The sequence below is a fragment of the Acidobacterium sp. FHG110202_01 genome, from assembly GCF_059115305.1.
Map to the genome: position 1 here is coordinate 225445 of NZ_JBZYWJ010000007.1, position 24868 is coordinate 250312.

The 24868-nt window shown below is 56.8% G+C and carries 19 protein-coding genes; 7 read left to right on the plus strand and 12 right to left on the minus strand.

Annotation, left to right across the window (positions count from 1 at the left end):
* Positions 1 to 9: 9 nt before the first annotated feature.
* From AC5S16_RS16185 to AC5S16_RS16200, 4 genes are read left to right on the plus strand one after another with little or no spacing between them, the layout of a single operon-like run.
* Positions 10 to 2313 (plus strand): GumC family protein, encoded by a 2304-nt coding sequence (locus tag AC5S16_RS16185; RefSeq protein WP_493931133.1) that lies wholly within the window; start codon positions 10 to 12, stop codon positions 2311 to 2313.
* A complete protein-coding gene (locus tag AC5S16_RS16190) occupies positions 2297 to 3193 on the plus strand; it encodes a polysaccharide biosynthesis/export family protein (RefSeq protein ID WP_493931134.1) in 897 nt (298 codons plus the stop codon). Before AC5S16_RS16185 ends, AC5S16_RS16190 begins: the two co-directional genes overlap by 17 nt.
* Entirely contained in the window at positions 3180 to 4496 is a 1317-nt protein-coding gene (locus AC5S16_RS16195; protein WP_493931135.1) for an O-antigen ligase family protein, read from the plus strand. The genes AC5S16_RS16190 and AC5S16_RS16195 overlap by 14 nt, the downstream gene beginning before the upstream one ends.
* A gap of 31 nt (positions 4497 to 4527) precedes the next feature.
* Positions 4528 to 5667, plus strand: a complete 1140-nt coding sequence (locus tag AC5S16_RS16200) for a glycosyltransferase (RefSeq protein WP_493931136.1) — start codon at positions 4528 to 4530, stop codon at positions 5665 to 5667.
* Between the two features lie 58 nt (positions 5668 to 5725).
* On the opposite strand, the gene AC5S16_RS16205 is transcribed toward AC5S16_RS16200, so the two are convergent.
* From AC5S16_RS16205 to AC5S16_RS16225, 5 genes are all read right to left on the minus strand, one after another.
* The gene (locus AC5S16_RS16205; RefSeq protein WP_493931137.1) at positions 5726 to 7315 is read right to left on the minus strand and encodes a rhamnogalacturonidase; all 1590 of its coding nucleotides are present in this window, start codon (positions 7313 to 7315) and stop codon (positions 5726 to 5728) included.
* 139 nt (positions 7316 to 7454) lie between these two features.
* Positions 7455 to 9215, minus strand: coding sequence for a proline--tRNA ligase (locus AC5S16_RS16210; RefSeq protein ID WP_493931138.1), 1761 nt, complete (start codon positions 9213 to 9215; stop codon positions 7455 to 7457).
* A 77-nt stretch (positions 9216 to 9292) separates the two neighbouring features.
* Positions 9293 to 10435 (minus strand): glycosyltransferase, encoded by a 1143-nt coding sequence (locus AC5S16_RS16215; RefSeq protein WP_493931139.1) that lies wholly within the window; start codon positions 10433 to 10435, stop codon positions 9293 to 9295.
* A 24-nt stretch (positions 10436 to 10459) separates the two neighbouring features.
* Positions 10460 to 11011: a peptide deformylase gene (gene def, locus AC5S16_RS16220; protein ID WP_493931140.1), complete on the minus strand. Its 552-nt coding sequence runs from the start codon at positions 11009 to 11011 to the stop codon at positions 10460 to 10462.
* Between the two features lie 3 nt (positions 11012 to 11014).
* Positions 11015 to 11992, minus strand: a complete 978-nt coding sequence (locus tag AC5S16_RS16225) for a KpsF/GutQ family sugar-phosphate isomerase (RefSeq protein ID WP_493931141.1) — start codon at positions 11990 to 11992, stop codon at positions 11015 to 11017.
* Between the two features lie 67 nt (positions 11993 to 12059).
* Here AC5S16_RS16225 and AC5S16_RS16230 point away from each other — a divergent pair, with 67 nt between their 5' ends.
* Both AC5S16_RS16230 and AC5S16_RS16235 read left to right on the plus strand, forming a co-directional pair.
* Complete coding sequence (locus tag AC5S16_RS16230) at positions 12060 to 12716, plus strand: TlpA family protein disulfide reductase (protein ID WP_493931142.1); 657 nt, start codon at positions 12060 to 12062, stop codon at positions 12714 to 12716.
* Positions 12717 to 12718: 2 nt separating this feature from the next.
* Positions 12719 to 13213 (plus strand): protein-disulfide reductase DsbD N-terminal domain-containing protein, encoded by a 495-nt coding sequence (locus tag AC5S16_RS16235; protein ID WP_493931143.1) that lies wholly within the window; start codon positions 12719 to 12721, stop codon positions 13211 to 13213.
* 100 nt (positions 13214 to 13313) lie between these two features.
* Here the strand turns inward: AC5S16_RS16235 and gltX are convergent, their stop codons facing one another.
* The 4 genes from gltX to ispD form a co-directional block, all read right to left on the minus strand.
* The gene (gene gltX / locus AC5S16_RS16240; RefSeq protein WP_493931144.1) at positions 13314 to 14771 is read right to left on the minus strand and encodes a glutamate--tRNA ligase; all 1458 of its coding nucleotides are present in this window, start codon (positions 14769 to 14771) and stop codon (positions 13314 to 13316) included.
* A gap of 65 nt (positions 14772 to 14836) precedes the next feature.
* Positions 14837 to 16672: a M14 family metallopeptidase gene (locus AC5S16_RS16245; RefSeq protein ID WP_493931145.1), complete on the minus strand. Its 1836-nt coding sequence runs from the start codon at positions 16670 to 16672 to the stop codon at positions 14837 to 14839.
* Between the two features lie 7 nt (positions 16673 to 16679).
* Positions 16680 to 17288: a 2-C-methyl-D-erythritol 2,4-cyclodiphosphate synthase gene (gene ispF / locus AC5S16_RS16250; RefSeq protein WP_493931146.1), complete on the minus strand. Its 609-nt coding sequence runs from the start codon at positions 17286 to 17288 to the stop codon at positions 16680 to 16682.
* A gap of 37 nt (positions 17289 to 17325) precedes the next feature.
* On the minus strand, positions 17326 to 18036 hold the full coding sequence (gene ispD / locus AC5S16_RS16255; RefSeq protein WP_493931147.1) for a 2-C-methyl-D-erythritol 4-phosphate cytidylyltransferase: 711 nt from the start codon (positions 18034 to 18036) through the stop codon (positions 17326 to 17328).
* A gap of 155 nt (positions 18037 to 18191) precedes the next feature.
* Here ispD and AC5S16_RS16260 point away from each other — a divergent pair, with 155 nt between their 5' ends.
* Entirely contained in the window at positions 18192 to 19523 is a 1332-nt protein-coding gene (locus AC5S16_RS16260; RefSeq protein WP_493931148.1) for a glycoside hydrolase family 27 protein, read from the plus strand.
* A 102-nt stretch (positions 19524 to 19625) separates the two neighbouring features.
* On the opposite strand, the gene guaA is transcribed toward AC5S16_RS16260, so the two are convergent.
* The 3 genes from guaA to leuS are packed head-to-tail and all read right to left on the minus strand — an operon-like array spanning position 19626 to position 24730.
* Positions 19626 to 21176, minus strand: coding sequence for a glutamine-hydrolyzing GMP synthase (guaA, locus tag AC5S16_RS16265; protein ID WP_493931149.1), 1551 nt, complete (start codon positions 21174 to 21176; stop codon positions 19626 to 19628).
* A 22-nt stretch (positions 21177 to 21198) separates the two neighbouring features.
* Complete coding sequence (locus AC5S16_RS16270; RefSeq protein ID WP_493931150.1) at positions 21199 to 22101, minus strand: hypothetical protein; 903 nt, start codon at positions 22099 to 22101, stop codon at positions 21199 to 21201.
* 1 nt (position 22102) lies between these two features.
* Positions 22103 to 24730 (minus strand): leucine--tRNA ligase, encoded by a 2628-nt coding sequence (gene leuS, locus AC5S16_RS16275; RefSeq protein WP_493931151.1) that lies wholly within the window; start codon positions 24728 to 24730, stop codon positions 22103 to 22105.
* Positions 24731 to 24868: the final 138 nt, after the last annotated feature.

Here is a 24868-nt window from a genome sequence, read left to right on the forward strand (position 1 = left end):
AGGGGTCCCATGACCACGATGCCAGCTCGATTGACGGAACTCACCGACCTCCGTGCCATGCACGATGAAGCATTATCACTGGGCTCGGTATTCTCTGTAGCGCGGCGCCGTCGCGGAATTCTACTCAGCATCTTCACAGCCTTTCTCGTCCTCACAACGATCTATTGCATCATTGCCACACGGCGATATCAGGCCACTGGACAGGTTCAGATACAAAAAGAGAGCATGGGCGCTTTCGGTCTCGATGCGAGCGTGATGGGCGATGCCGCCGACTCGGCCTCCGACGCGCTCGACTACAACATCACTTTGCAAACCGAGGCGAACATCCTTACTTCCGATTCGCTGGCCCTGCAGGTCATCAAGGAGCTGCATCTTGAACCTACAAAAGACTTCTTCCCTTCAGCAAAGGCGAACTCCGGAATCCGCCCCTTTTGGAAAAAGCCAGTCGAACCGCTGACCATCCCGATCGACAAAGCGCCAGACCGCAGATATACAGCGCTCAAGATTTTTGCTTCTCATTTAAAAGTCGAGCCCATTACCGGCACGCGGCTCATCAATATCAGCTACTCCAACCCTGATCCCCAGCTCGCCGCCGATGTGGTCAATCATCTGATCGCGGCGCTCATGGATTACTCCTACCAGGCGCGCTTCACCGCCACAGCGCAGGCCTCGAACTGGCTTACCTCGCAGCTTGACGATCTGCGCCGGCAGACAGAGACGTTGCAGACAAAAGCCATGTCTCTCGAGCGCAACACAGGAATGTTCGGCGACGATGCATCGCACAACGTGGTGCTTGCGCGGCTCGAAGCGCTGAACGGCACGCTCGCTGAAGCAGAATCAAACCGCATTCTCAAGGAGTCTGTCTATCGTGTTGCCAGCAGCGGCGATCCGGAATTGATCTCCGGCCTGAGCGGAAACTCCGCCGGCGCGGTCGCGTCCATGGCCAATTCTCTGGGTTTGATCCAGAGTCTCCGCGCGCAGGAAGCAACAGTGAAGACCGAGCTTGACCAGGATCGAATCCGCTACGGCCCACAATATCCGCGCATCGCCGAGCTGCAGGCTGAACTTGGCGGCATCGAGAAGTCCATCCATGATGAAGTCCATCGCATCGGTGAGCGAGCGCGCACCGACTACGAAATAGCCCAGCATGCTGAGACCTCGGCGCGCAGCGCATTTGAACAGCAAAAGGCGCTGGCGAATGACATGAATGATAAAGCCATGGCTTTTGTTCTCGCCAAGCAGGAGGCTGACGGCAGCCGCCAGGTGTATGAAGGCCTGCTCGCGAAATTGAAGCAGGCAGGCGTTCTCGAAGGTCTGCGCTCTACAAACATCACAGTCGTGAATCCCGCGCGTGTGCCGCCGCCCAGCCGCCCGAAGAGCCCTAACCTTCTGCTCTACTATGCAGCCGCCGTGGCCGCCGGGTTGCTCTTTGGAACAGGAGCTGCCTTCTTCCGGGAGAAAACCGACAACAAAGTGCGCGCACTTGAAGAAGTAGAGCACCTGACCAGCGCTCCAGTGCTTGGGCTCATTCCCGACATGGCCAGCCGGTCACGCCAGCCATACATTCGAAGGAAGGCACAGTCCAATCGAGCCGCGGAAGGTAGACAAATCGCAACCGTCAGCTATATCGACAGCCCATTTGCAGAATCGCTGCGTATGCTGCGCACTTCATTGATGATCTCGCGTAGCGGCGGCCCACCGCAGGTAGTGCTCATCACCAGCCCGGGCGCAGGAGAAGGCAAGAGCACCATCTCGCTGAACCTGGCTGCATCGCTGGCGCAGCAGGGGGCCCGCGTCCTGCTGGTGGATGCCGATATGCGGCGCCCCGTGCTTCACCAGCGCGTGGGCCTGTCCAACGAGCACGGATTGAGCACAGCTCTTTCAAGCGATGCAAGCCATCCAAAGCCGCAGCGCATGGAGGCGCTGCCGAATCTATCTGTCCTGTGCGGAGGCCCGGTGCCGCCATTTCCTGCCGAATTTCTTGGCTCCCGCAGGATGCGGGAGATGCTTGCACAGTGGAGATATGAGTACGACTTCATCGTGCTCGATTGCCCTCCTGTGTTGCCTGTTGCTGACTCGGTCGTGCTCGCGCAGCAATGCGATGCGATTCTGCTGGTCACCAGGCATGGAGCGACAAGAAAGAAGTCCGTGGAGCGAGCCTATCGCACGATTCGCACGCAGACGCAGGAGAGCGTCGTGCTGGGCATGGTGCTCAATGCCGTGCCTGACCACTCTTCCGATTTCTACGACTATTACGGATATCGCGGCCGCACTTACAACGCGGAAGAGGGGTTCCATGAAGCGCGCGTTTAGCCTCGTTCTTTCTGCAATCCTGTTCTGCCTTGCCTGTCCCGCTCCCGGCCAGAGCCAGGCCCAGAGCAATGAGAGTCTTCTGATCGGCCCCGGCGACCTGTTGCATGTCACCGTCTTTCGCGAGCCTGACCTCGAGCAACACATCCGCGTAAAGGATTCAGGCGAGATCGACCTCAACCTCGCAGGCACGGTGAAAGTCTCCGGCCTGACTCCCGGTAAAGCCGCTGGCGTAATCGCGCAGGCTTACGTCCAGGGACAATATCTCAACCATCCGCAGGTCACTGTGCTCGTCGAAGAATTCGCGACACAAGGCGTGTCAGTCCTGGGGCAGGTCAACAAGCCAGGAGTGGTCCCGCTCGCCACGCCGCGCAGTCTGCTCGATGTGCTTTCGCTTGCCGGCGGATTGACTGAAATCGCAGATCGCCACATCACCATACAGAAGGCAGATAAAAGCGGTGCCATCACCGCATTCCTGCCCAACAATGCAGGGGATATGCTGCATGCATCCGTGATCGTATCTCCAGGAGACACAGTCATCGTGCCCAAAGCCGGGGTGGTCTATGTGCTCGGCGATGTCGCGCGGCCTGGCGGATATGTGATGAAGGAGGATTCAAGCCTGACGCTGCTGCAGGTCATTGCCATGGCTGCAGCGAATCGTTCCGCAAAGGAAGACGCGACTCGCCTCATCCGCAAAACCAACGGCAGCTATCAGGAGCAGGTCCTTCCGCTCAAAGACATCGAGAGCGGCAAAAAACCCGACATGCAGCTTGAGGCCGATGATGTGATTTATGTCCCCTTCAGCATGGCGAAGAATGTCGTGCTCGGCGCATCCGGCATCGTGTCGTCCACCAGTTCCGCAGCGATCTATGCAGTACGTTGAGCGAATAGAAATAGCCGAAGTCATATGTGCCTGCATACTTGCATTCTTCGCCATGCAGGGAGCCATACCCGGCATTGCTCCCAATCAGGCCAATGAGATGACCAACACCGCGGCATCCGGATTTACAAAGACCGCCGGCATCGTATCTCAGGTTATGGTCGATGGCGTCATCGTGCTTCTGCTCCTGCACCAGTGGCGCAGGCTCTACCGCCTGGTCTTTGCCTTGCAGTGGACAGCTGCAGTTGCAGTGCTCGCGCTTCTTTCAGCTCTATGGTCGCAGGATGCCATGATGACAGCCCGGCGTGCCATTCCGTTCACGCTGGCTACGCTCTTCGGGCTATACTTTGCCGCACGCTATCCTCTTCGGCGTCAGCTGTCCATTTTTTGCGCAACGATGTTGTTCGCCGCTTTGGCAAGCGCAGTGGTCGCAGTATTCTTCCCGTCGATCGGACTCGAAGCATCCACCGGACACTTCGGCAATTGGCAGGGCATCTTCACGCAGAAGAATGCCTGCGGCCGCGCCATGGTTTTCGGCACCGCCGCCATCCTGGCCTCGGGGCGCCTCAATCCTTATCGCTTAGTTTGCCTCGTAGTGTTTCTGTTTGTGCTGATCATGAGCGGCACGCGCGGTGCGTGGGTCATTGAAGGCGCGCTGCTCGTCTGCTGGCTGCTGTCAGGCATCATCGCGCGCTCCACGCCTGGATTACGCATGGTGCTGATGTGCACAGCCGCCGCAACTGCGATTGTTGCCATAGTCGCCGCATGGATATACTTCCCGCTGCTCGCCACACTGCTTGGCCGGGATGCCACGCTCACCGGACGAACGACGATCTGGAGCCAGGTCTGGATAGCAATCGTCAAGCATCCCTTGCTTGGTTATGGATTCGCCGCCTTCTGGCGCGGCATGAAGGGCGAATCCTATAACGTCGTGCTTGCGCTCAAGTTCGTCATCTTCCACGCCCACAATGGCTTTCTCGAAATATGGCTGGAACTCGGCGCAGCCGGCCTGCTGCTCTTTGTCCTGAGCTACGCGCGTGCATGGAAAAAGCTATGGCCCCTGATGCTCCACCGCAGAATATCTGAATGCTCATGGATGCTTTTTGTGCTCGTCCTCGCCGTGCTCTACGACCTAGACGAAAACACACTGCTTACTTTCAACGGATTGTTCTGGGTCGTCTACGTAGCAGTTATCGCAGACATCGAGATACTTGCAGCAGAGCACAGGGCGCAGCGCCTTCTCTGGTCCGCACAACGCAATGAGGCAACGCAGCTTCTTTGCGGTACTTGGCGTCTTGGCGGTTGATTTTTTGCAGAACTGGATCCGGTCTAACACCATGCGCAAAGTCCTTGTCTACCGCAACGAACTCCTCAACCTGTCGGAGACGTTCATCCTTTCGCAGGTAAACGCCCTGCAGCGTTTCCAGCCCGTATTTGCCGGAGTCAGGCGCATCGCTCCCAGCCTTGACCTCGAACCGCATCCTGTCACTCTGGTATCCGGGCCCGATAGCTGGAAAGAAAAGACCCGCCGCCGTGCCTTCCTCCTCACCGGGTATGCCAATCAATTCCTGAGAACAAGCGCCACCCATCAGGCGGAAATCATCCACGCTCACTTTGCCATCGACGCCTGCGCCGTCCTGCCTGTCGCCAAGCGCCTCGGAGTGCCCCTGATCGTCACACTGCATGGCTATGACGTCTCCTGCGACGAGAAGGACTTTCGTCGGCTGCCGACCACACGCGCCTATCTGAGGCGGAAGGAAGAAATGTGGCAATACGCGAGCCTCTTCCTCCCCGTATCGGAGCACGTCCGTCAGCGCGCCATCGAGCGGGGATTCCCGCAGGAGAAGTTATGCGTGCACCGCATCGGTACCAGAAAAGAAGATGCCGCTACTCAGGATTATCCTCATACAAAACCCATCATTCTGTTCGTCGGCAGACTGGTCGAGAAGAAAGGGTGCGTGCATCTCATCCGCTCCATGCCGCTGGTCTTGAATAGAGTCCCGGACGCGCAGCTCGTCGTCATTGGAGACGGCCCATTGCGGGCAATGCTCGAGCGTGAAGCCGGGCCATGGCACGAAAGGATCAAGTTTCTCGGTCATCGGCCTCATGCTGAAGTGAAGCAGTGGATGCGGCAGGCGCGCGTCCTCGTAGCTCCCAGCGTCCGCGCAGCGGACGGCGATGAAGAAGGCCTGCCTACAGTTATCTGCGAAGCGCAGTCACTGGGGCTGCCCGTTGTCGCTTTCGCAACCCAGGGAGTCCTCGAAGCCCTGCCCGTGGAGAGGCGCAGCGAGATGCCGCGCGAGCGGGACGAAACAGGGCTCGCCGAAGAGATTGCCTGTCTGCTCCATGAAGATGCCGCGTGGCAGCGCGCCAGTGCGATGGGGAAGCAGTATATGGATGCCTGTTTTGACCTGGAACAGCAGACCCGCCTGCTCGAAGACAGGTACGACGAAGTCATCGCACGGCATCGCAGTTGAACCTGTTTCTTTTGAGAGATGGCCTCTGTGCTCTCTGTGTCCTCTGTGGTGAAGAAGTTCAGAATGCTTCCGTTTCTGCCGAACTGACCGTCTTGTCCTTGATCTTCGGGCTGCCGAAGACACGAAATTCCGAAACCCTGTGCAGCCGAAATACCGGAGCCCCTCCATTCACCGGCGCTTTGATCCGGAAGAAATCTGCCTCATGCACATCGTCCAGCACAAAGGCCGGACGGGCATCGGGCGCGGCCGCCACAATTTCCACATTCGTCAGCTCCACATTGTTCACATGTCGCAAGTAGAAGCCATGCGCCGGCAGCGGCCCGAACATGTGCGGATCAGGATAGGCATTCTCCTTCTCCGGAACCTGCAAAGCCGCCATCTCCGCCGTTCCTCCGCCCTGGTGATGCAGATAAATATTGCTGAACTTGAGGTCGGTAATCGGATGATCGGGAATGCCGCTGACAATCGCCGCAAACTTCGAAGCGGAGTTGTAGCTGACAATGTTGCTGATGAGAATGCGCTTCGCATCGCCAACCGGCACACCCTGTGGCCCGCGCATGCGGCTGCCCAGGCGGATGAAGATGGGAGCGCCCGAGATATCGCGCATCGTGATGTTGGTGATGGCAATGTCCTCCACCAGCGCGCCGTCTTCACTTTCGAGTGCAAGCCCATTGCAGCCCTCGAAGACGCAGTTCGAAACAGTGATGTTCTTGAATCCGCCATTCGATTCCGTGCCGCATTTGATCCGCCCGGTTCGCGGAACCCTGAAGTCGGGAGCAAACTTCTTGAAGGTGCCGTCCAGCAGCGTTCCCAGTTCATAGCTGCCGCTGACGTAGCAGTTCGTGATGGTGACGTTTTCCGTAGCGCGCGCATATCCCAGTGAAAACGAGCTCTTGGGGCAGATGGCGTCATCCCACGGCGAGTTGACGCTGCAATTCGAGACACGGACGTTCTTGCAGCAATCAATATCCATGCCGTCGCGGTCGGTATCGATCTTCAGGTTGTCGATGGTCAGGTTGTCGACGCCGGTAGCGAGAATTCCGAAGTGCCCACCCTTAAGAATGGAGAAGTCCTTCAGGATGACATTGCGGCAGTTCTTAAGCGCGATGGCCTTGTTGCCGACGCGCGGCTCCTCGGCGCGTGGCTCTTCCCGGCCTCCACGGCTTAAGCCCTTGCCCCAGATAAGGCCCGGGCCATAGATCGAAACATCGTGCAGGCTCTCACCCCAGATAAGGCTGTTGTGCCAGTGATTGTGCCCGTAGTCCTGGTAATTTTCCCAGGGTGCGTTCGGCTCAGCCGGATCGTACCCTTCATTGCCACTGGCCGGCGTCTCCGCAGCCAGAATAGTCGCGCCCTGCAGCAGGTAAAGCGCAATATTGCTTTTGAGATGGATAGAGAAAGAGTTGTACGTTCCCGCAGGGAAGAGAACAGTCCCGCCGCCGGCATTGGCCGCAGCGTCAATCGTCTTATTGATGGCCGGTGAGTCGATAGTTTTACCATCGCCCTTCGCTCCGAAAGCGCGAACGTCATAAATGCTGCCCTGTGGCGCAGCGGAAGAAGCTGCCTGGGCGCCAATGCTGACGGGAGCAAGCGCTCCGGCTGCTCCCACGGTTACATATTTCAGAAAGTCACGGCGCTGTCTCTGCATGGCGAGGTCTCCTGTGGTCTGACCTCTAGAAGATAACGCGGCAGGCAGGTTTTGGGCGAGTCAAATGTACGCAAAAAACTCAGGCCGTCCGAAACTATATGTTCGAACGGCCTGTATCCCGCTCACCGGGACTGTATAGCTAAGCAGTGACTGGCGTATTTTGCAGCGCGGCAACCACATCGTCGATGGCAACATCCTCGCTGGATGACGTGGAGCGGGTCGCAATTTCGACCTTGCCCTCGGCAATTTTCTTGCCCACGTTAACGCGATAGGGAATGCCGACGAGGTCCGCATCCTTGAACTTGACGCCTGCTCGTTCATCGCGGTCATCGAGCACCACATCGAAGCCAGCTGCTTCAAGATCGGCAGCGATACGCTCGCCCGTAGCGGCCAGGTTGGCATCCGTCGCATTGGTGATGGTGACAACCACCTCAAATGGAGCAATCGAACGCGGCAGCCAGAAGCCCTTGTCATCATGGTTCTGCTCGATGCAGGAGGTCAGGATGCGTTCGATACCAATGCCGTAGCTGCCCATGATCGGCGTCACTTCCTTGCCGTTGGGGTCGAGCACGCGCGCGCCCATGCTTTCCGTATACCGTTTGCCGAGCTTGAAGATGTGCCCGATTTCAACAGCCTTGGCGACCTTCAGCGGATTGCCGCATTGAGGGCAGCCCTCGCCTTCGATGACGTTTCGCACATCCGCAGCGACTGTCCATTTGAAGTCGCGTTTTGGCGTAACGTTGCGGAAATGGTAGTCAAGCTTGTTGGCTCCGCACACCATGTTCTCGCGGTCTTCGAGTGCGATATCGAGGATGACATTGACTCCGCCATCCAGAAGCTCCTTTGCCGTTTCAATGCCGATCGGTCCAAGGAAGCCCGCGGGTCCATGAATGTATTTTTCAAGCTCATCGGGCTGCATCGTGCGCAGGTCGGATGTCTTGGTGAGTCCAAGCAGCTTGGTCTCGTTCACCTGATGATCGCCGCGCAGGAAGACAACAACAGGAACCCAGGCAGACTTGCCTTTCTCGCCCTTTGTCTCCCCCATGTAGGCGACGCACTTGATGTCCTGCGCTTCGGAAATATTGAAGAACTTCGCTACATCGGCAACCGCAGCAATGCCGGGAGTGTGCACAAGCTCCGGCTTGCCATCGCCCGTTGGGGCAAGCTCGGTAATCGGAGCCAGCCGCGAGGTAGCCTTCTCCAGGTTCGCCGCGTAATGACATTTCGCGCAGCTCGCGATCAGGTCTTCACCCGCATCGGTGTAGACCATGAACTCCTGCGACTGCGTTCCCCCCATCGCTCCGGAGTCAGCTTCAACAGCGACGAAATTCAAACCACAGCGCGTAAAGATGGCTCGGTAGGCCTGGTCATGCAGGTCGAAACTCTTGTCAAGCCCGGCAGCATCCAGATCGAAGGAGTAGCTGTCCTTCATGATGAACTGGCGCACGCGCAGCAGACCTGATTTCGGGCGCGGCTCGTCGCGGAACTTCGTCTGAATCTGATACCAGATCTGCGGCAGCTGCTTGTAGCTTCTGATCTCGTTGCGCGCAATCGAGGTCATCACTTCTTCATGCGTCATGCCCAGGCAGAGCCACGCGCCCCTGCGGTCCTGCATGCGAAACATGTTCTGGCCCATGATGGTCCAGCGTCCGCTCTCTTCCCAGAGATCGGATGGCTGGATCGCAGGCAACAGGAATTCCTGGCCGATCTTGTCCATCTCTTCGCGCACAATGCCGATAATCTTGTTGATCGAGCGCTGCCCGAGAAAAAGATAGGAGTAGATGCCTGCTCCGAGCTGACGGATATAGCCCGAGCGGACAAGGAACTTGTGGCTGGCAACTTCGGCGTCTGCCGGAGCCTCACGAAGTGTAGGAACAAAAATCCTGGACCAACGATGCATGAACGTGCTTTCTCAAAAGTCAGATGAAGATGATTACCCTATTCTAGCTGCCTCTCTGGATGGATGGCGATGCGCCGTTATGTCGAAAGGATTCGTTGAATGGCCGCCGCTGTTTCAAGCGAGTTGTAGTGGGCCTGAAAGAAGGCAGCGCCATTCTTCCCCATAGCAGCTTTTTCACTCACGCTCAATTGCAGGAAATTTTTGAGCAGCAACCTGATTCCATCCAGAGTGTCATCTTCCACCAGGCCCGATCGGCTCTGAACAATGTCCGGCCAGATATTGACCTTGTTGGTGATGAGCACCGGACGCTCGCAGGCCATGGCTTCAGCGACGGCAATGCCGAAGTTCTCCTGGTGCGAAGGCAGCACAAATGCCTCACAGTCGCGGAACGCCCCCCACTTGGCATGGTCCTTCAGCATTCCGGGCCAGTGAATGCGCTCCGCAATTCCGAACTCCCGCGCCATGGTTTCAAGTTTTGCTTTCAGCCCAACGCTGTCTGGCCCAGCCATCACCAGATCGAGATTCGACTCCTGCTTGCAAACATCTGCAAAGGCTTCAAGCAGAAGATCGCAGCCCTTCTTCTCATGGAGACGCGCAATGAATAGCAGAAACCTGCGCCCCTTCACTCCAGGGCAAAGTTGATAAAAGGCCTCACTGGAAGTTTCGGGAATGTCCTCCGGAGGCAATGTTCCGTAAGGAACCACCTCACCATGACACTGAAACGGGCTGAAGGATTTCGGTGCCAGCTCCTGTTCCAGCTCTGATGTGTAGAGAACGCGCTTCGCGTCGCGCAGTATCGGATGCAAAGCAAGAAGCCAGTAAGGATATTTTTTCAGATGCTTCAACGGATAAGCATCGCGAAACCATGGGTCGAGCATTCCATGAGTGAAAACAAGATAAGGTCTTTTGCCGCGAACTACACGCCGCGTCACAAGCGCTGGATATTGCCAGATGCCATGCGCAACAACTCCATCGAAGCGGTTGTAATTTTCCCGCAGCCACGGCACGAATCGGGAATTATACCCGAAAACGCTTTTCACGGGGCCGATGGGATGCAGCGGTACCTGAATATCAGTGGAGTGCTGATTATCAGGAGAATCATTCGAAACAACTTCAGCGTTGCAGCCAAGACGCTCATATCCAGTCAGAATGCCGCGCAATCCTTCAGCGGGGCCGCCACTGGCGCGGTCAGTCGTAGGGATAACGTGAAGAATGCGCATGATCGAGAGTGTTACGCTGCGGCCTTATTTCTTCCAGTATCGCTGATAGTTCTCAAGCGTTGAAAATGTCTCACTCTGCATACGGTCGATATAGAGATGGCCATGAAGATGATCGATCTCATGCTGCAGGATGCGCGCATACCATCCGCTGGCTTCAATGACTTTGGAAGAGCCATGCTCATCCAGGCATGTGACGCGGACTTTCCGCGCGCGGGGCACAATCGCCATGAATCCGGGAAGGCTCAGGCAGCCTTCGTGAAAAGCAACTTCGGGAGGCGAGAGCAATTCGATCTGCGGATTGATGATGACGCGAAAGGGAACTGGCTTGCGTTCGCGCTCGTGCAGCTCGGCATCGCTCAGATTCTTGTAATACTCGCTCTTGTCCTCAATCACGGCCAGTTGTAGCGACTGGCCGATCTGCGGCGCGGCAAGCCCCACACCCGGAGCATCGTGCATCGTATCGCGCATGTGCGCGATCATATCCTGAATCCACGAGCTGCGAATCTCTTCCGGAGTAAGTGCACGGGCTTTCTCGCGTAAAATCGGATTCCCGGCGCTGGTAATTTTCAGAATCATGCGTTAGATCAGCTCCGTCTCCCACAAGTCATGCAGATGAACGACGCCCTCAATACGATGCGCCTCATCCACAACGATCAGAGAAGTAATCTTCTTCTCTTCCATGATCCGCAGAGCCTGCACCGCAAACTCATCTGCGTGGATCGTCTTTGGCGAAGAGTTCATGGCCTCGCCTGCATTTTTTTCAAGCGTTTGCGCGCCTTCGTGTTCGAGCAGACGGCGAAGGTCGCCATCGCTGATAATGCCTGCGAGTCTGTTGTTATCTTCGACCGTCGTTACACCGAGGCCTTTGCGCGACATCTCATAAATCACCGCGCTCATCGGCGTTTCCAGCCCGACTTTCGGGATGGCGTCACCGGTATGCATCAACTGGCTAACGCGCAGGAGCTTCTTGCCCAGCTTTCCGCCGGGGTGCAGGTCGGCAAAATCCTCCGCGCGAAACCCTTTGCGCAGAGAGACAGCAATCGCAAGCGCGTCTCCCAGCGCCAGCATGGCCGTGGTAGATGCGGTTGGCGCAAGGCCGAGACCGCAGGCCTCCTGCTGAACACAGCAGTCAAGCGCAACATCGCTGGCCTGCGCAAGCGTTGATTTCATATCGCAGCAGAAACAGATCAGCGCATCGCCAATGCGCTTGATGGTCGCAAGCAGTCGCAGGATTTCTTCTGTCTCGCCACTCGCCGAGAGCGCAATAACGACATCACCGCGCGCAACCATGCCAAGATCGCCATGAACCGCCTCTGCTGGATGAAGAAACAGCGCCGGGCTTCCGGTCGAGCTGAGAGTAGCCGCAATCTTCTGTGCGATGATGCCGCTTTTGCCCATGCCCGTAACAATGACGCGTCCGCGTGATTGTCCGCACTGCACAATAAGGTCAACGGCGCGCTCAAAATCGGCCGCCATCGAGCCTTCGAGGCGAGCCGCAAGTTCTTCCAGCGCCTGGGCTTCAATGCGGACAAGTTCAGCCGGAGTGTGATTGTTCATGTGCTCCAAATGGATGGTAACAGCGGCATCCCTTAAAATTGTAGTCAACAAAGGAAGGTCTCAAAGCTTGAAACGCAATCAGGTAGTTTTGTTGCTGATTCTGGTCACACTGGTGCTCATGGTGTGGGCGGGCGTAGACAATTACCGCCGCCGCAAGGCTGAACAGGAAAAACTGCGCCAGATGCAGGCTGTGCTCGTGCCGGCCAATCCGCCTTCAGCCGCGCAGGCGCCGGAGGAAGAACAGAAATCACCTCTCGAAGGCAAGGCTGCTCCTGTCTTCGCACTCGAGAATCTGCAGGGGCAGAAGGTTTCGCTCGATAACTATAAAGGCAAGGCCGTGTTGGTGAATTTCATGGCGACGTGGTGCGCGCCATGCAAAGTCGAGACCCCCTGGCTCATCAAGCTGCGCCAGCAGTACGGGCCGCAGGGCTTTGAGATTCTCGGAATCTCGACCGATGATCTCGACAAGGACGACAAGAAAAAGAACGCAGAAGACAAGGCTGAGATTGCCAAGTTTGTCGACAACATGCATATCGATTACCCGGTGCTGATCGATGGCGACACAATCTCGCACAAATACGGCGGCGACGAGGGAATCGATGCGCTACCTACATCTTTCTTTATCGATCGAAGCGGCAAAGTGATTGCCGCCACCGTGGGACTGCATGACCGCGACGATATCGAGGCTGATATCAAGAAGGCCCTCGCAAGCGGAGGCGCATAGCCGTGCGGAGAATTCTGTTTATCGTTTTTGCAGTTGCGGTCTCTGCGACATTTGCCCAGAAGCTGGCATGGCAGTCTGATGCGCAATCAAAAGCAGAGGAGCATCAGTTTGTTCAGTTCCTCTATCCGGAGCAGACAACCGTAGCGGCAGGCAAGCCCAACACATTGGAACTGCACTTCCGCGTCGCCAACGGGATGCACATCAATTCACACACTCCCCGCGAAAAGAGCTTTATTCCAACGCAACTCATCGTGAATGAACCTGAGGGATTCAAGATCGCGAGTGTCGATTTCCCGCCGGGAACCGATTACTCGCCGGCATTCAGCCCGCATGACAAATTGAGCGTCTATACCGGCGAATTTGTGCTGCGCGCTCAGGTGACCGCGCAGCCGGGAGATCATCTGATACAGGCAGCCCTTCGCTATCAGGCATGCGATGCGAATTCATGCTACCCACCTAAAAAAGCGCCGGTTGCGATTGATGTCGTAGCAAAGTAGGACTGCACGTCCAGCTTACGCGCCTTACTTCTGCATTATCTCTAACGCTGTCATCCTGACCCTGAACGTTAGTGAAGGGAAGGATATGCTTTAACTTCGGCTATTGAAGTTCTTTAATCAGGATATTCTTCGCCTCGGCCAGCCGATTCACCACGCGATCTTTTCCAAGATTCACCATCACTGCGAATAAACTCGGAGCCACCGCCTGTCCAGTAAGGGCGACACGCGAGCCATTGATCAACCCTCCGGCCTTGACTCCTTTTTCTTCAGCGAATGCGCGCAGGACCTGTTCGGTCGCAGCCTCGGTGAACTCAGGGGCGGACTCATAGCGGGCAGCAAGCTCGACCAGCAAGGCCCGAACAGCATCATCCTTCAGAAATTTTGTAACTGCGGCAGGATCATATTCAAAGCTGTCGCTGAAGTATGCCCGAAAAGCTCCGGCGAAGTCTTTCAAGTTGCGGGCGCGCGGCTTGACCAGATCGATCGTGTTGAGAATCTCGTCTTTCGTCCTTTCCGGAATAAAGCCAGCCTTATTCCATTCCTCTTCGATTAGCGGCAGCAGTTTGTCCGCAGAATAAGACCGGATATATTCCGTATTGAACCATGCCAACTTGTCGTTATCGAAGACAGCATTCGATTTCGAGATGCCATCGAGCGAGAAGAGCTGAATCAGTTCTTCAGAGCTGAAAAGCTCGCGGTCCTTCTGGGCCGCTCCCGGAGTCCATCCAAGCAGCGCAAGAAAATTCCTGAAGGCTTCCGGAACAATGCCCATGTCCTTATAGGCAATGACGCTGGTAGCGCCATGACGCTTCGAGAGACGTGTCTTATCTGGTCCGAGAATCAGCGGAACATGCGCAAACACAGGCATGGGAGCTCCCAGCGCCTGATACTGCAAGACCTGCTTCGGCGTATTCGAGATGTGGTCCGCGCCGCGAATGATGTGCGTCAAACGCATGTCGATATCGTCAGCTACAACGCTGAGATGGTAAGTAGGGATGCCATCCGAACGCAGCAGCACGAAATCCTCAATCTCCGCATTCGCAAATTCAACCTTGCCGAAGACCGCATCGTCAAAACTGGTTGAGCCTTCTTCCGGGACAGCAAAGCGCACCGCGCATGCTTCGCCTGAGGCCTTCCGCTGCGCGGCGATGACAGGATCAACCCTGCGGCAGCGGCGGTCATACATAGGCGGACGGCCCGCGGCAACTGCCTCCGCGCGGCGCTGCTCCAGCTCTTCCTTCGTGCAGAAGCAGTAATAAGCATGGCCGCTCGAAAGAAGCTTTTCAGCGGTCTGGCGATACAGATCAAGCCGCTTCGATTGATAAAAAGGGCCTTCGTCCCAGTTCAAGCCGATCCAGCGCATGCCTTCCAGAATGCCTTCGACCATCTCTTCGGAGGAGCGCTCGAAATCAGTGTCTTCAATGCGCAGGATGAAGGTGCCGCCGAAGTGGCGGGCAAAAAGCCAGTTGAAAAGAGCAGTGCGGGCGCCGCCAACATGCAGATAGCCGGTAGGTGAAGGCGCAAAACGGACGCGGGGAGTGCTTATAGTGTCTGACATCTTGAATTGAGAATCACTTTTGATGCTACGGGGATAGCAGTAGAGTTACAAGCCGCGCTGGGCAGTCACTTCGCGACTGGAATGCCATCCAGCTTCGTGAGCCGTCCTACTGGATAATCACCCACATGGTTCGCGGCATACCAGGGCGAATGCTCATAGAAAAACTCAAGCCGCGCATAAGGATTGGCTGCGAAGGCCGGATCGCTTTCAATCTTCCGTTCGAATTCTGCCTTCAGCTTCGGATCTTTCTCCATCATTTCGCGCGAGAGCTTCTCAAGAACGTAAGCTTCTCCGTATTCCTTCTGCTCGAAGGTCGGGTCAAAAAATCCCCAGGCCATTGCCGAGTCCGGTCCCTGCGGTTCGAGCCACTGGATCGCTACCTTCGACAAACGTTGGTTGAGTGGAACAACGATTGAACCGGCAGGATATGTTCTCGTCTCGGTGGCGAGTTCGCATTTGCCGAATTTTCCCGGCTGCGCGCCAGAGCCTTCTCCAGCAAAGATAGGATGGCGTCCCTCAAAGGGAGGCCCCTGCCACTGCATGTCATGGCAATGATAAGATTCGACCTCGCCTGTCCATGCCGAAGCTGTGCGCTGCATTTCGACCTGATGCGCAGTAAGAACATCGATGACATGCGTCCACTGCCGCGGAATGATATACGCAGCCGGAGGAACAGTAGACGCAGTGACTTTCACTCCGGAAGAGAGCGGAAGCGATACATTCCACGGCTCGTGCGAATACCGGATCCACATCATCCCGGAGACTTCGCTCAACTGCCGCGTGTACTTGTATCCGCGAAAGAGAAACGGCGTTGTCTGCCCATTCCACGCCAGCGCGAGTGGGAGCTGCACGTTGCCCAGCGGATGCGCCCCAAGACGCGCAGCATCCGCGTCTGCATCAGTATTAAGCTGAATGAGCTTCACCGCATCACGATTCACGACTTCCATCAGCGCGCGCAGAATCTCATAGTTGCCGGTGACGCGCGTTTTGTAGTCCTTGAGCATGTGCATCTCGACAAGCATGCCGGGCCGGTTTTCAAGAATCATGTAGCCGGTCGAGAAGCGCGGCGGATCATCGTTGAAGCCTAGTCCCTTGGCGGGATCGGTGTCGTCGTTCAACGTAATGTATGTCGGAGATGCCAGATGCCCGCTGTCATTGACGGATTTGGCTAGAAATGGTGTTACAGCATCATCAATCCATCGCGCAGTAGGGTTGTAGACATTTGGACCATCATCGATGGTGAAGGTAACGTCGTATTGATAGTCCGCGCCGTCCGTCACATGGTCATCGACAAAGAAATCCGGCAGCCATTGATGAAACATTTTGAGGAACGCACGCGTTTCCGGCGCATCGGCTTTCAGATAATCGCGGTTCAGGTTCAGGTTTGAGCCATTCGCGCGCCAGCCCATCTCTTCCGGGCCATTCTGATTGATACGGTTATACTTTGAATGTTGCTCATGACCGTCGGCGTTATAGATGGGAATGAAGACAAGAACGGCATTGTCGAGCAAGCGTTCCTGCGATTTTGTAATCACCATGTCGCGCAACAGCGCGAGGCATGCGTCCTTGCCTTCAATTTCACCGGAATGAATTCCATTCTGCACCAGCACAATGGGCCGGTGTGCGGCATGAATGGCAGCAGGATCGAATACGCCATCTTTGGATGCGATGACAATATCCAGCTCGCGCCCTTCGCCTGTTTCGCCAAATGGCTCGATCTTCACTTGCTGAGGAGCAGCCGCCGCAATGCGCCGCAGATAAGCCGTGGATTCGGCGTAATCCGGGGTAGTACGATAGGCTGATTTCTCTGCAGGAGTCAGCCAGTCGCCTTTGTTCTGTTGCGCCGCGGCAAGCGAGGTTGCCGCGAGCAGCAGAGAGGCAAGCGCAAGCTTCCGGTTCATCTTTTTCCTATGTAATGTCTTCCGTATCGAAAGGCGTTTTGTGCACAGGAGCGCCATGCACCTGGCTCACCAGGTCTCGGACCACGTCTTCCAGTTGACGCTGGCTCTCGATCACGGCGCTCATGCTCTTCAGTTTGGATGGGTCTTCGACCTTCTCCAAAAGAACAACCGCATGGGCCTGCGCTACATGGTCTGAGTCGAGCCCTTCCGGCGTCTTTGCCTTAATGCCGACAGCAGAGGGCATCACATCCAGAAGCTGAGCCACATGCTCGCGCAATTCTCCGGCAATGGGAGAAATTTTCGGAGCAGCAAGCACGAGCGTCGTATCGATGTTCACGATGCGATAGCCCGCGTTCTGGATTTCCTCAAGAGCAAGATTCAGGAAGATGGCCGAGTCAGCGCCTTTCCAGCGCGGATCGCCCGGAGGAAAGAAGCTGCCTATATCTCCGGCGGACACAGCGCCGAGCAGCGCATCGGTGATTGCGTGCAGCAGCACATCGCCGTCAGAGTGGCCCGCAAGTCCTTCCGGATGGTCGATCGCAAGCCCGCCAATTTTCAGGGGCACACCGGGTTTGAAGGCGTGTGAATCCCAGCCGTATCCAATTCTCATGCTCATAGTTGTCTCTTACTAATGTACAAGGCCGGCGCATGCGCTAGCGGCGCGACAGAGCCGGATGCGCGAGATAAAACTCGGCAAGCTCAAGATCGCCGGGCTGCGTGATCTTCAGATTAGTCGCCGAGCCCATCACCACCGCAACCTGAGCGCCGGCGCGCTCCACGATGCTGGCTTCATCCGTGCCGACAAAGCCATCGGTGATCGCTTCAGCAAAAGCGCGCTTCAGCAGGCCGCAGCGGAAGCCCTGCGGCGTCTGTGCCTGTACGATGTATTCGCGCGGAATCGTCGCAGTAATAATGGCTCCATCCGCAGTGCGCTCGACCTGCTTGATGGTATCCACTGCAGGCAAGCCAACAATGGCAGCGCCATGTTTCTCAACTGCTTCAATCGTGCGCGCAATAGTGGCTGAATCGATCAGCGGACGCACTGCATCGTGGACCAGAATGATGTCGTCATCAGCGCACTGGATGGTCTTGAGCGCGTTGGCCACACTTTCCTGTCGTGTGTCACCTCCAGTCACAATGCGGACCTTGCCGGCAAAGCCGTATTCTTTCACCTGCGCTTCGACGCGCTCCCGCTCACTGGCGCGCACGGCTACATAGATCGAATCTACCTGCGGTACCTCGGCAAAGGCTCGCAGGCTGTGAATCAGAATGGGAACGCCCGCCAGTTCAAGAAATTGTTTTGGCTGGCCCGCTGCCATGCGCGTGCCAAGCCCTGCTGCTGGAAGAATAATGAAAACCCGCATAAAAACGAATCCAGAAATATGACTATACAGGACTTCGCGTCCAGCGATACGCGCCTTCGGCGCCTCTTAGAACCTTCAGTACAATGAATGCGACTTTTATGCGAAGTTTGCCGATGCGAAAACTAATTTATGTATGCTTTCTGGCTTGCAGTCTCGTGGCGCCGATCGCAGCTCCAGCGCAAGAGAAGGGGCAGCTGCTCGCGCCCACGCCGCCCATGGGTTGGAACAGCTGGGACTCCTATGGCCTGACGATCACCGAAGACCAGTTCAAGGCCAACGTCGAATGGTTCGACCGGCACCTGAAACAGTATGGCTGGAAGTATGTGGTCATCGATGAAGGCTGGTACCTCCAGCGTCCCGAAAACGCCGACAAAAAGGGTGCCGATCAGGGCTACACCATGGACAGCAATGGCCGATACCTGCCTGCTCCCAACCGCTTTCCCTCAAGCTCCGGAAATGCAGGCCTGAAGGCCATCGGAGACTATGTACATTCGCTCGGCCTGAAGTTCGGCATTCATATCATTCGCGGCATTCCCAAAGAGGCCGTCGCGAAAAACCTGCCTATCGCAGGAACACAGTTTCACGCTGCCGATGCTGCCGATACATCGGACCTCTGCCGCTGGAACTCGGATAACTATGGCTTGAAGGCCAATGCAGCGGGTCAGGCATACTACGATTCGCTGGCAAAACTCTATGCCGGTTGGGGCATAGATTTCATCAAGGTAGACTGCATCGCGCAGCCGTACAAAGCGGACGAGATCCGCATGATGCGCACTGCGCTCCTCAAGAGCGGACGGCCTATCGTATTCAGTCTGTCTCCCGGCCCTACAGCCATCGAGAGGGCAGATGATGTGCGCAAATACGCCGAGCTGTGGCGCATCTCAGACGACTTCTGGGATATCTGGAGCAGGCCGGAGAACGATCAGAGCACCTTTCCGCAATCGCTGACGAAACAGTTCGCAAAGCTTGCCGCATGGTCGCAGCATATCGAGCAGGGCCATTGGCCGGACGCCGACATGCTGCCGCTCGGCTATCTCGGCCCCAAACCGGGATGGGGAAAGCCACGCCAGTCACGCCTGACGCAGGATGAAGCGCGCACGCTGATCACCCTATGGTCGATTGCGCGCTCGCCGCTGATTCTCGGAGCCAATCTCACACAAATGGATAGCTCTACCGAGTCGCTGCTGACGAACCCCGAAGTGATTGCCGTCGATCAGCATTCGAGCGGCAACCGTCCAGTCATCCAGACACCAACAACGGTTGTCTGGACAGCGCAGGGCGGAGCGGGAAGAGAATATGTGGCGGTGTTCAACCTCGCTGATACAGAACAGACAATTTCCTACAGCTGGAAAGAGCTGGGCATTACTGTCTCAAGCCACAACGTGCGCGATCTGTGGCAAAGACAAAACTTGGGAGAAGTGCAATCTTTGAAGATTACGCTTCCGCCTCACGCCAGCGTGCTCTACGCAGTAGGAGCAAACCGGTAATCACTGCAAACAATTCAGGTGCGATCGGAAGCATCGCAATGAATCACTACAAGTAATGCAGACGAGAATGGCGCCAAAGGCGCGTGTGCCCGTGACGGCCAGTCACTCCCATTCGATGGTGCCTGGCGGCTTTGAGGTGATGTCGTAGACGACGCGGTTGATGCCGCGAATTTCGTTTACGATGCGGCTCGAAATTTTCTTGAGCACGTCATAGGGCAGCGGCACCCAGTCGGCGGTCATGCCGTCTTCAGAGTGTACAGCGCGAATGGCGCAGGTGTAAGCGTAGGTGCGCTGGTCACCCATGACTCCAACGCTTTTGACCGGAAGCAGCACAGCGAAGGACTGCCAGATTTTCTGGTAAAGCCCGGCGGCCTTGATTTCCGTTACGACGATGTCATCCGCTTCCTGCAGCAGCGCGACTCGCTCCGGCGTGATCTCGCCCAGGATGCGCACAGCAAGTCCCGGCCCGGGGAAAGGCTGGCGTTGCAGAATGTCCTCGGGCATTTTGAGATCGCGTCCGATGCGGCGAACCTCATCCTTGAACAGATCGCGCAGAGGCTCAATGAGCTTGAGCTTCATCGTCTCTGGAAGGCCGCCGACATTGTGGTGGCTCTTGATGGTCTGCGACGGTCCTTTGACGGAAGACGATTCGATCACGTCGGGATACAGCGTGCCCTGCACCAGCCAATCGACTCCGCCTGTCTGCTGCGCGATGCGGTGCGCCTCATCATCGAAGACATTGATAAATTCGTTGCCGATAATTTTGCGCTTGGTCTCAGGATCGGTCACGCCCGCGAGCTTCGAGAGGAAGCGTCCGCTGGCATCCACTGCGACCAGATTGAGGCCGAGCTTCTCGCGCAGATTTTCCTGGACTTTGAAGAACTCGTTCTTACGCAGCACTCCGTTATCGACAAAGACACAGGTAAGCTTGTTGCCGATAGCCCGGTGCACGAGCACGGCTGCGACTGAAGAATCGACTCCGCCGGAAAGCGCGCAGATTGCATGCCCGTCGCCAACTTTCTCGCGAATAGCAGCGACAGTGGACTGGATAAAGTGCGCAGGAGTCCAGTCAGGCTTGGCCTTGCAGATATTGAAAAGGAAGTTGCGAAGCAGCTCCGTGCCTTTGGGCGTGTGGTGTACTTCAGGATGAAACTGCACGGCCCAGATCTTCTTTCCCGGATTCGCAATTCCGGCGACGGCATTTGATGTTTTTGCCGTCAGATGGAATCCAGGCGGCAGGTTGAGCGCCTCATCCCCATGCGACATCCAGACCTGGAGTGAATCCGGCAGGCCTGTGAAGAGCGGCGTTGCCGCATCTACAATCGAGACTTCGGCGTGTCCATATTCACGCTTGTCAGCCGAGCGCACCTTGCCGCCCAGGTGGTGCGTGATGAACTGCAGCCCATAGCAGATGCCGAGAACAGGCCTGCCCATTTGCAGCACCGCCGGATCGGCATCGGGCGCATCGGCATCGTAAACCGAGCTTGGCCCCCCGGAAAGAATGATGCCGAGCGGCTTATAGCTCTCAATGTCTTCAAGGCTGGCCGTGCAGGGCAGCACCACAGAAAAGACATTCTGTTCGCGAATGCGGCGCGCAATGAGTTGTGTGTATTGAGAACCGAAGTCGAGAATGACGATCGAAGAGGTGTCCACTACTGAGTGTACTTTGAGGTGGTTAGAGTTGTCGATGGACTTGTAGCCGCCAGAACTGGATAAAAGCGACCAGCCGTGTGACCTGGAAAAAGTCTGAAGCCGCGAGATAAAGCAGTGTCACCAGCGCCCACCAGATGTAAAGCGGAGATCCCTGCATGACGGATGCAAAGGGCAAGGGCGTAGCCGAAAAAACCATAGCCAGCACGATCAATGCCAGCTTGACGATCCCCATGACAAGGTTGACTTCAACGAGCTTGCTCGTCAGCGGTCCAAGCCGGAGGCTGCGCAGCAGGCTGCCTGCAATGCTGCGATTCTCAAGCAGAACCAGCAGCGGTGCAATGGAAAAAATCCAGCTCAACAGCGCCCACAGCGTGAAGATTCCAAGAGAGAGGCAGATCACGAGCGCACAGTAGAGCACAAGGTTCGGCTCTACATCCGAGAGAGAATAATTAGCCGCCCATCTAATTGCTCGAAACCAGATGATAAAGCTGCCCGTGAGCGCGACGACGCGAATCAGCTGCAAAGCGATAAGAGCAAGCGGCCGGCTGGGCAGCGTAGGATCGTAGCGGCGCAGCACAATGTTCCGTCCGATGCCGGATGCAATCGACCAGCCAATGGCCAGAAGCGGCACAAGCCACAAGGCGGCATGCAGCACCAGAGGCCACAGGACAGCGAAGGCGTCCGTAATGACAACAGCCGCCTGCATCGGGTCTTGCAGGCTGAACTGAAAGATGCCGGTGCCTTCAAGCTGGCTCGACGCCGCTGCGAAGATGCGCGAAGCTTCATGCCAGAGAAGGAGCAGCGCAGGCGCGCCGAAGAGCCAGCGCCACGCCACTTCCAGCGCCAGCAAAGACGGACGCGCCCAGCACTCGCTCATCGTATGAACGAGTGACTGTGTGCCGCGTACCTGCTGCGTGGCGGCCATCTTATTTCACAACTATATTGACCAGCTTGCCGGGAACGACGATGACCTTCGGGATCTCTTTCCCGGCAATAGCAGCCTGTACCTTGGGATCAGCTTTGACCGCCTCGCGTATCGTGTCCTGGTCTGCGTCCGCGGGTACTTTCACCACAGCCCGCAGTTTGCCGTTTACCTGCACCGGGATTTCGATCTCGTTTTCGCGGGCAAGCGCTTCGTTGAACTTCGGCCACTGCGCGCGCAGAATGCCTTGTTCCTTTCCCAACTGCTCCCACAATTCCGAAGCAAGATAGGGAGCGAAAGGAGCCAGCAGCAGCACCAGGTTCTCGAGCAGCGACTTTACTACGCCCGCCGGAACCTTGCCAGTGCTGATCTCTTCGTCAGCCGCGGTGAAGGTATTCACCATCTCCATAATGGCGGCAATGCAGGTGTTGAAGTGCCAGCGTCCGGCAAAGTCTTCCGTGATCTTGCCGATGGTCTGGTGAAGCTTCCGCAGCAGAGCCTGCGAGGTCGCATTCGCAGCATTTGTATCCACTGCAGATACGGAATGCGCGGCCTCGGCATGCTTGGTCACAAAGCGATAGACCTTGCCCAGAAAACGGCTTACGCCGGCAACGCCATCTTCCTGCCAGTCGAGGTCACGATCAGGAGGCGCTGCAAAAAGAGCGTACGCGCGCGTCGCATCTGCGCCGTAGCGCGCCACCATGTCGTCGGGCGAAACAACGTTGCCCTTCGACTTCGACATCTTCGCGCCGTTCTTGATGACCATGCCCTGCGTAAACAAGCGCGTCACAGGCTCATCGTTCTTGATCAATCCAAGGTCGCGCATCACCTTGCTCCAGAAGCGCGAATAGATCAGGTGCAGAATGGCGTGCTCCACGCCGCCGATGTACTGGTCAATCGGGAACCAGTAGCCAGCCACCGCAGAATCGATAGGCGCCTTGTCGTACTTCGCGCTGGTGTAGCGGTAGAAGTACCAGGACGAATCGACGAAGGTGTCCATCGTATCGGTCTCGCGGCGCGCCGGGCGCCCGCACTTCGGGCAGACGGCGTTGACGAACTCCGGCAGCTTGGCCAGCGGCGACCCGCCCTGCTGCGTGATCTCGACATTTTCCGGAAGCAGCACAGGCAGCTGGTCATCCGGAACAGGAACAATGCCGTCCTTCTCGCAGTAAAGCATCGGGATGGGCGTGCCCCAGTAGCGCTGGCGGCTCACGCCCCAGTCCTTCAGGCGGAAGGTAACAGTTGCCTTGCCGAATCCGTGCTCCTCCGCATAGGCCGACATTTTCTGCTGCGCTTCCTTGCTGCCCAGCGTGCTGAAGTCACCGGAGTTGATCAGCAGGCTGTCTTCCTCGGTAAATGGAATCATCGATTCCGGCGAGCCATCCTCGTTCTCTTCATTGTTGCGGCGCGGCAGGATGACGATGCGAATCTCGAGATCGTATTTTTTCGCAAAATCGTAGTCGCGCTCGTCATGCGCAGGCACAGACATGATCGCGCCTGTGCCATAGTCGGCCAGAATATAGTTGGCGACCCAGATAGGCAGACGCTCGCCATTGAACGGATTGATGGCGTAGTGCCCGGTGAAGACGCCGTGCTTCTCGATCTCGCCAATGTCGCCGGACTCGCGTGCTTTCTTCTGCTGGTCTAAGAGTTCGTTCACTTCTTTTGCGAGTTTGTCATCAGCAGCGGAGAACTCCTTCACCAGCGCATGCTCCGGAGCCAACTGGACACTGGTCGCTCCAAAGATCGTATCGATGCGCGTGGTAAAGACAGTGATCTTTTTGTCTGAAGCCTTGGTGTCTTCACGCGCGGGCAGCACAGTTCTTCCCTTGCGCGCGGAGCGCTCGTCTTCCGGAGCCGCAGAGGCATCTTCTACTGAGAACACGACCTCTGCGCCTTCGCTGCGGCCTATCCAGTTGCGCTGCATGGTGCGCACTTTTTCCGGCCAGCCGTCGAGCTTCTCGAGATCATCCAGCAATTCCTGCGCGTAGTCCGTAATGCGCAGAAACCACTGCTCCAGGTCGCGCTGTTCGACAATCGTGTCCTCATGCCGCCAGCAGCGTCCGTTGATCACCTGCTCATTTGCAAGAACGGTCGCGCAGTCCGGGCACCAGTTCACCTTGCTCTTTTTGCGATACGCAAGGCCGCGCTCGAACATGCGGATAAAGAACCACTGGTTCCAGCGATAGTAGTCGGGCAGGCAGGTCGTAACTTCATTACGCCAGTCGTAGCTGAAGCCGATGCGCTGCATCTGCCGCTTCATGGCGGCAATATTCGAGATGGTCCACTCGCGCGGCGGCGTGTTGTTCTTGAGCGCTGCGTTCTCGGCGGGCAGGCCGAAGGCATCCCAGCCCATCGGATGCAGAACATTGTGGCCCTGCATCCACATATAGCGGGCAAGCGCGTCGCCAATGGAGTAGTTGCGCACGTGCCCCATGTGCAATTGGCCCGAGGGATAAGGCAGCATCTCAAGCACGTAGTACTTCGGCTTGCCGCTGGACGCAGGCTCAGCGGCATACAGGTCAGGTTGCGCATCCCAGCGCTCCTGCCAGCGCGGTTCTATCTCTGCGGGGTTGTAGACTCCACCTGCCGCTGCGGCTGCAGCGCTTGTATCTGGCTTGCTTGACGACATGATATCTATTTTACCGATACAGCGCGGGGACCTTGCCCGTTCGGCTACCTTGTGAAGGTGGAAGGATGTATACCAATGCGAAGAGTCCCATCTTTATCCCGGTGTAAAGTGAATAGTGGACTATACAGCTATACAGGA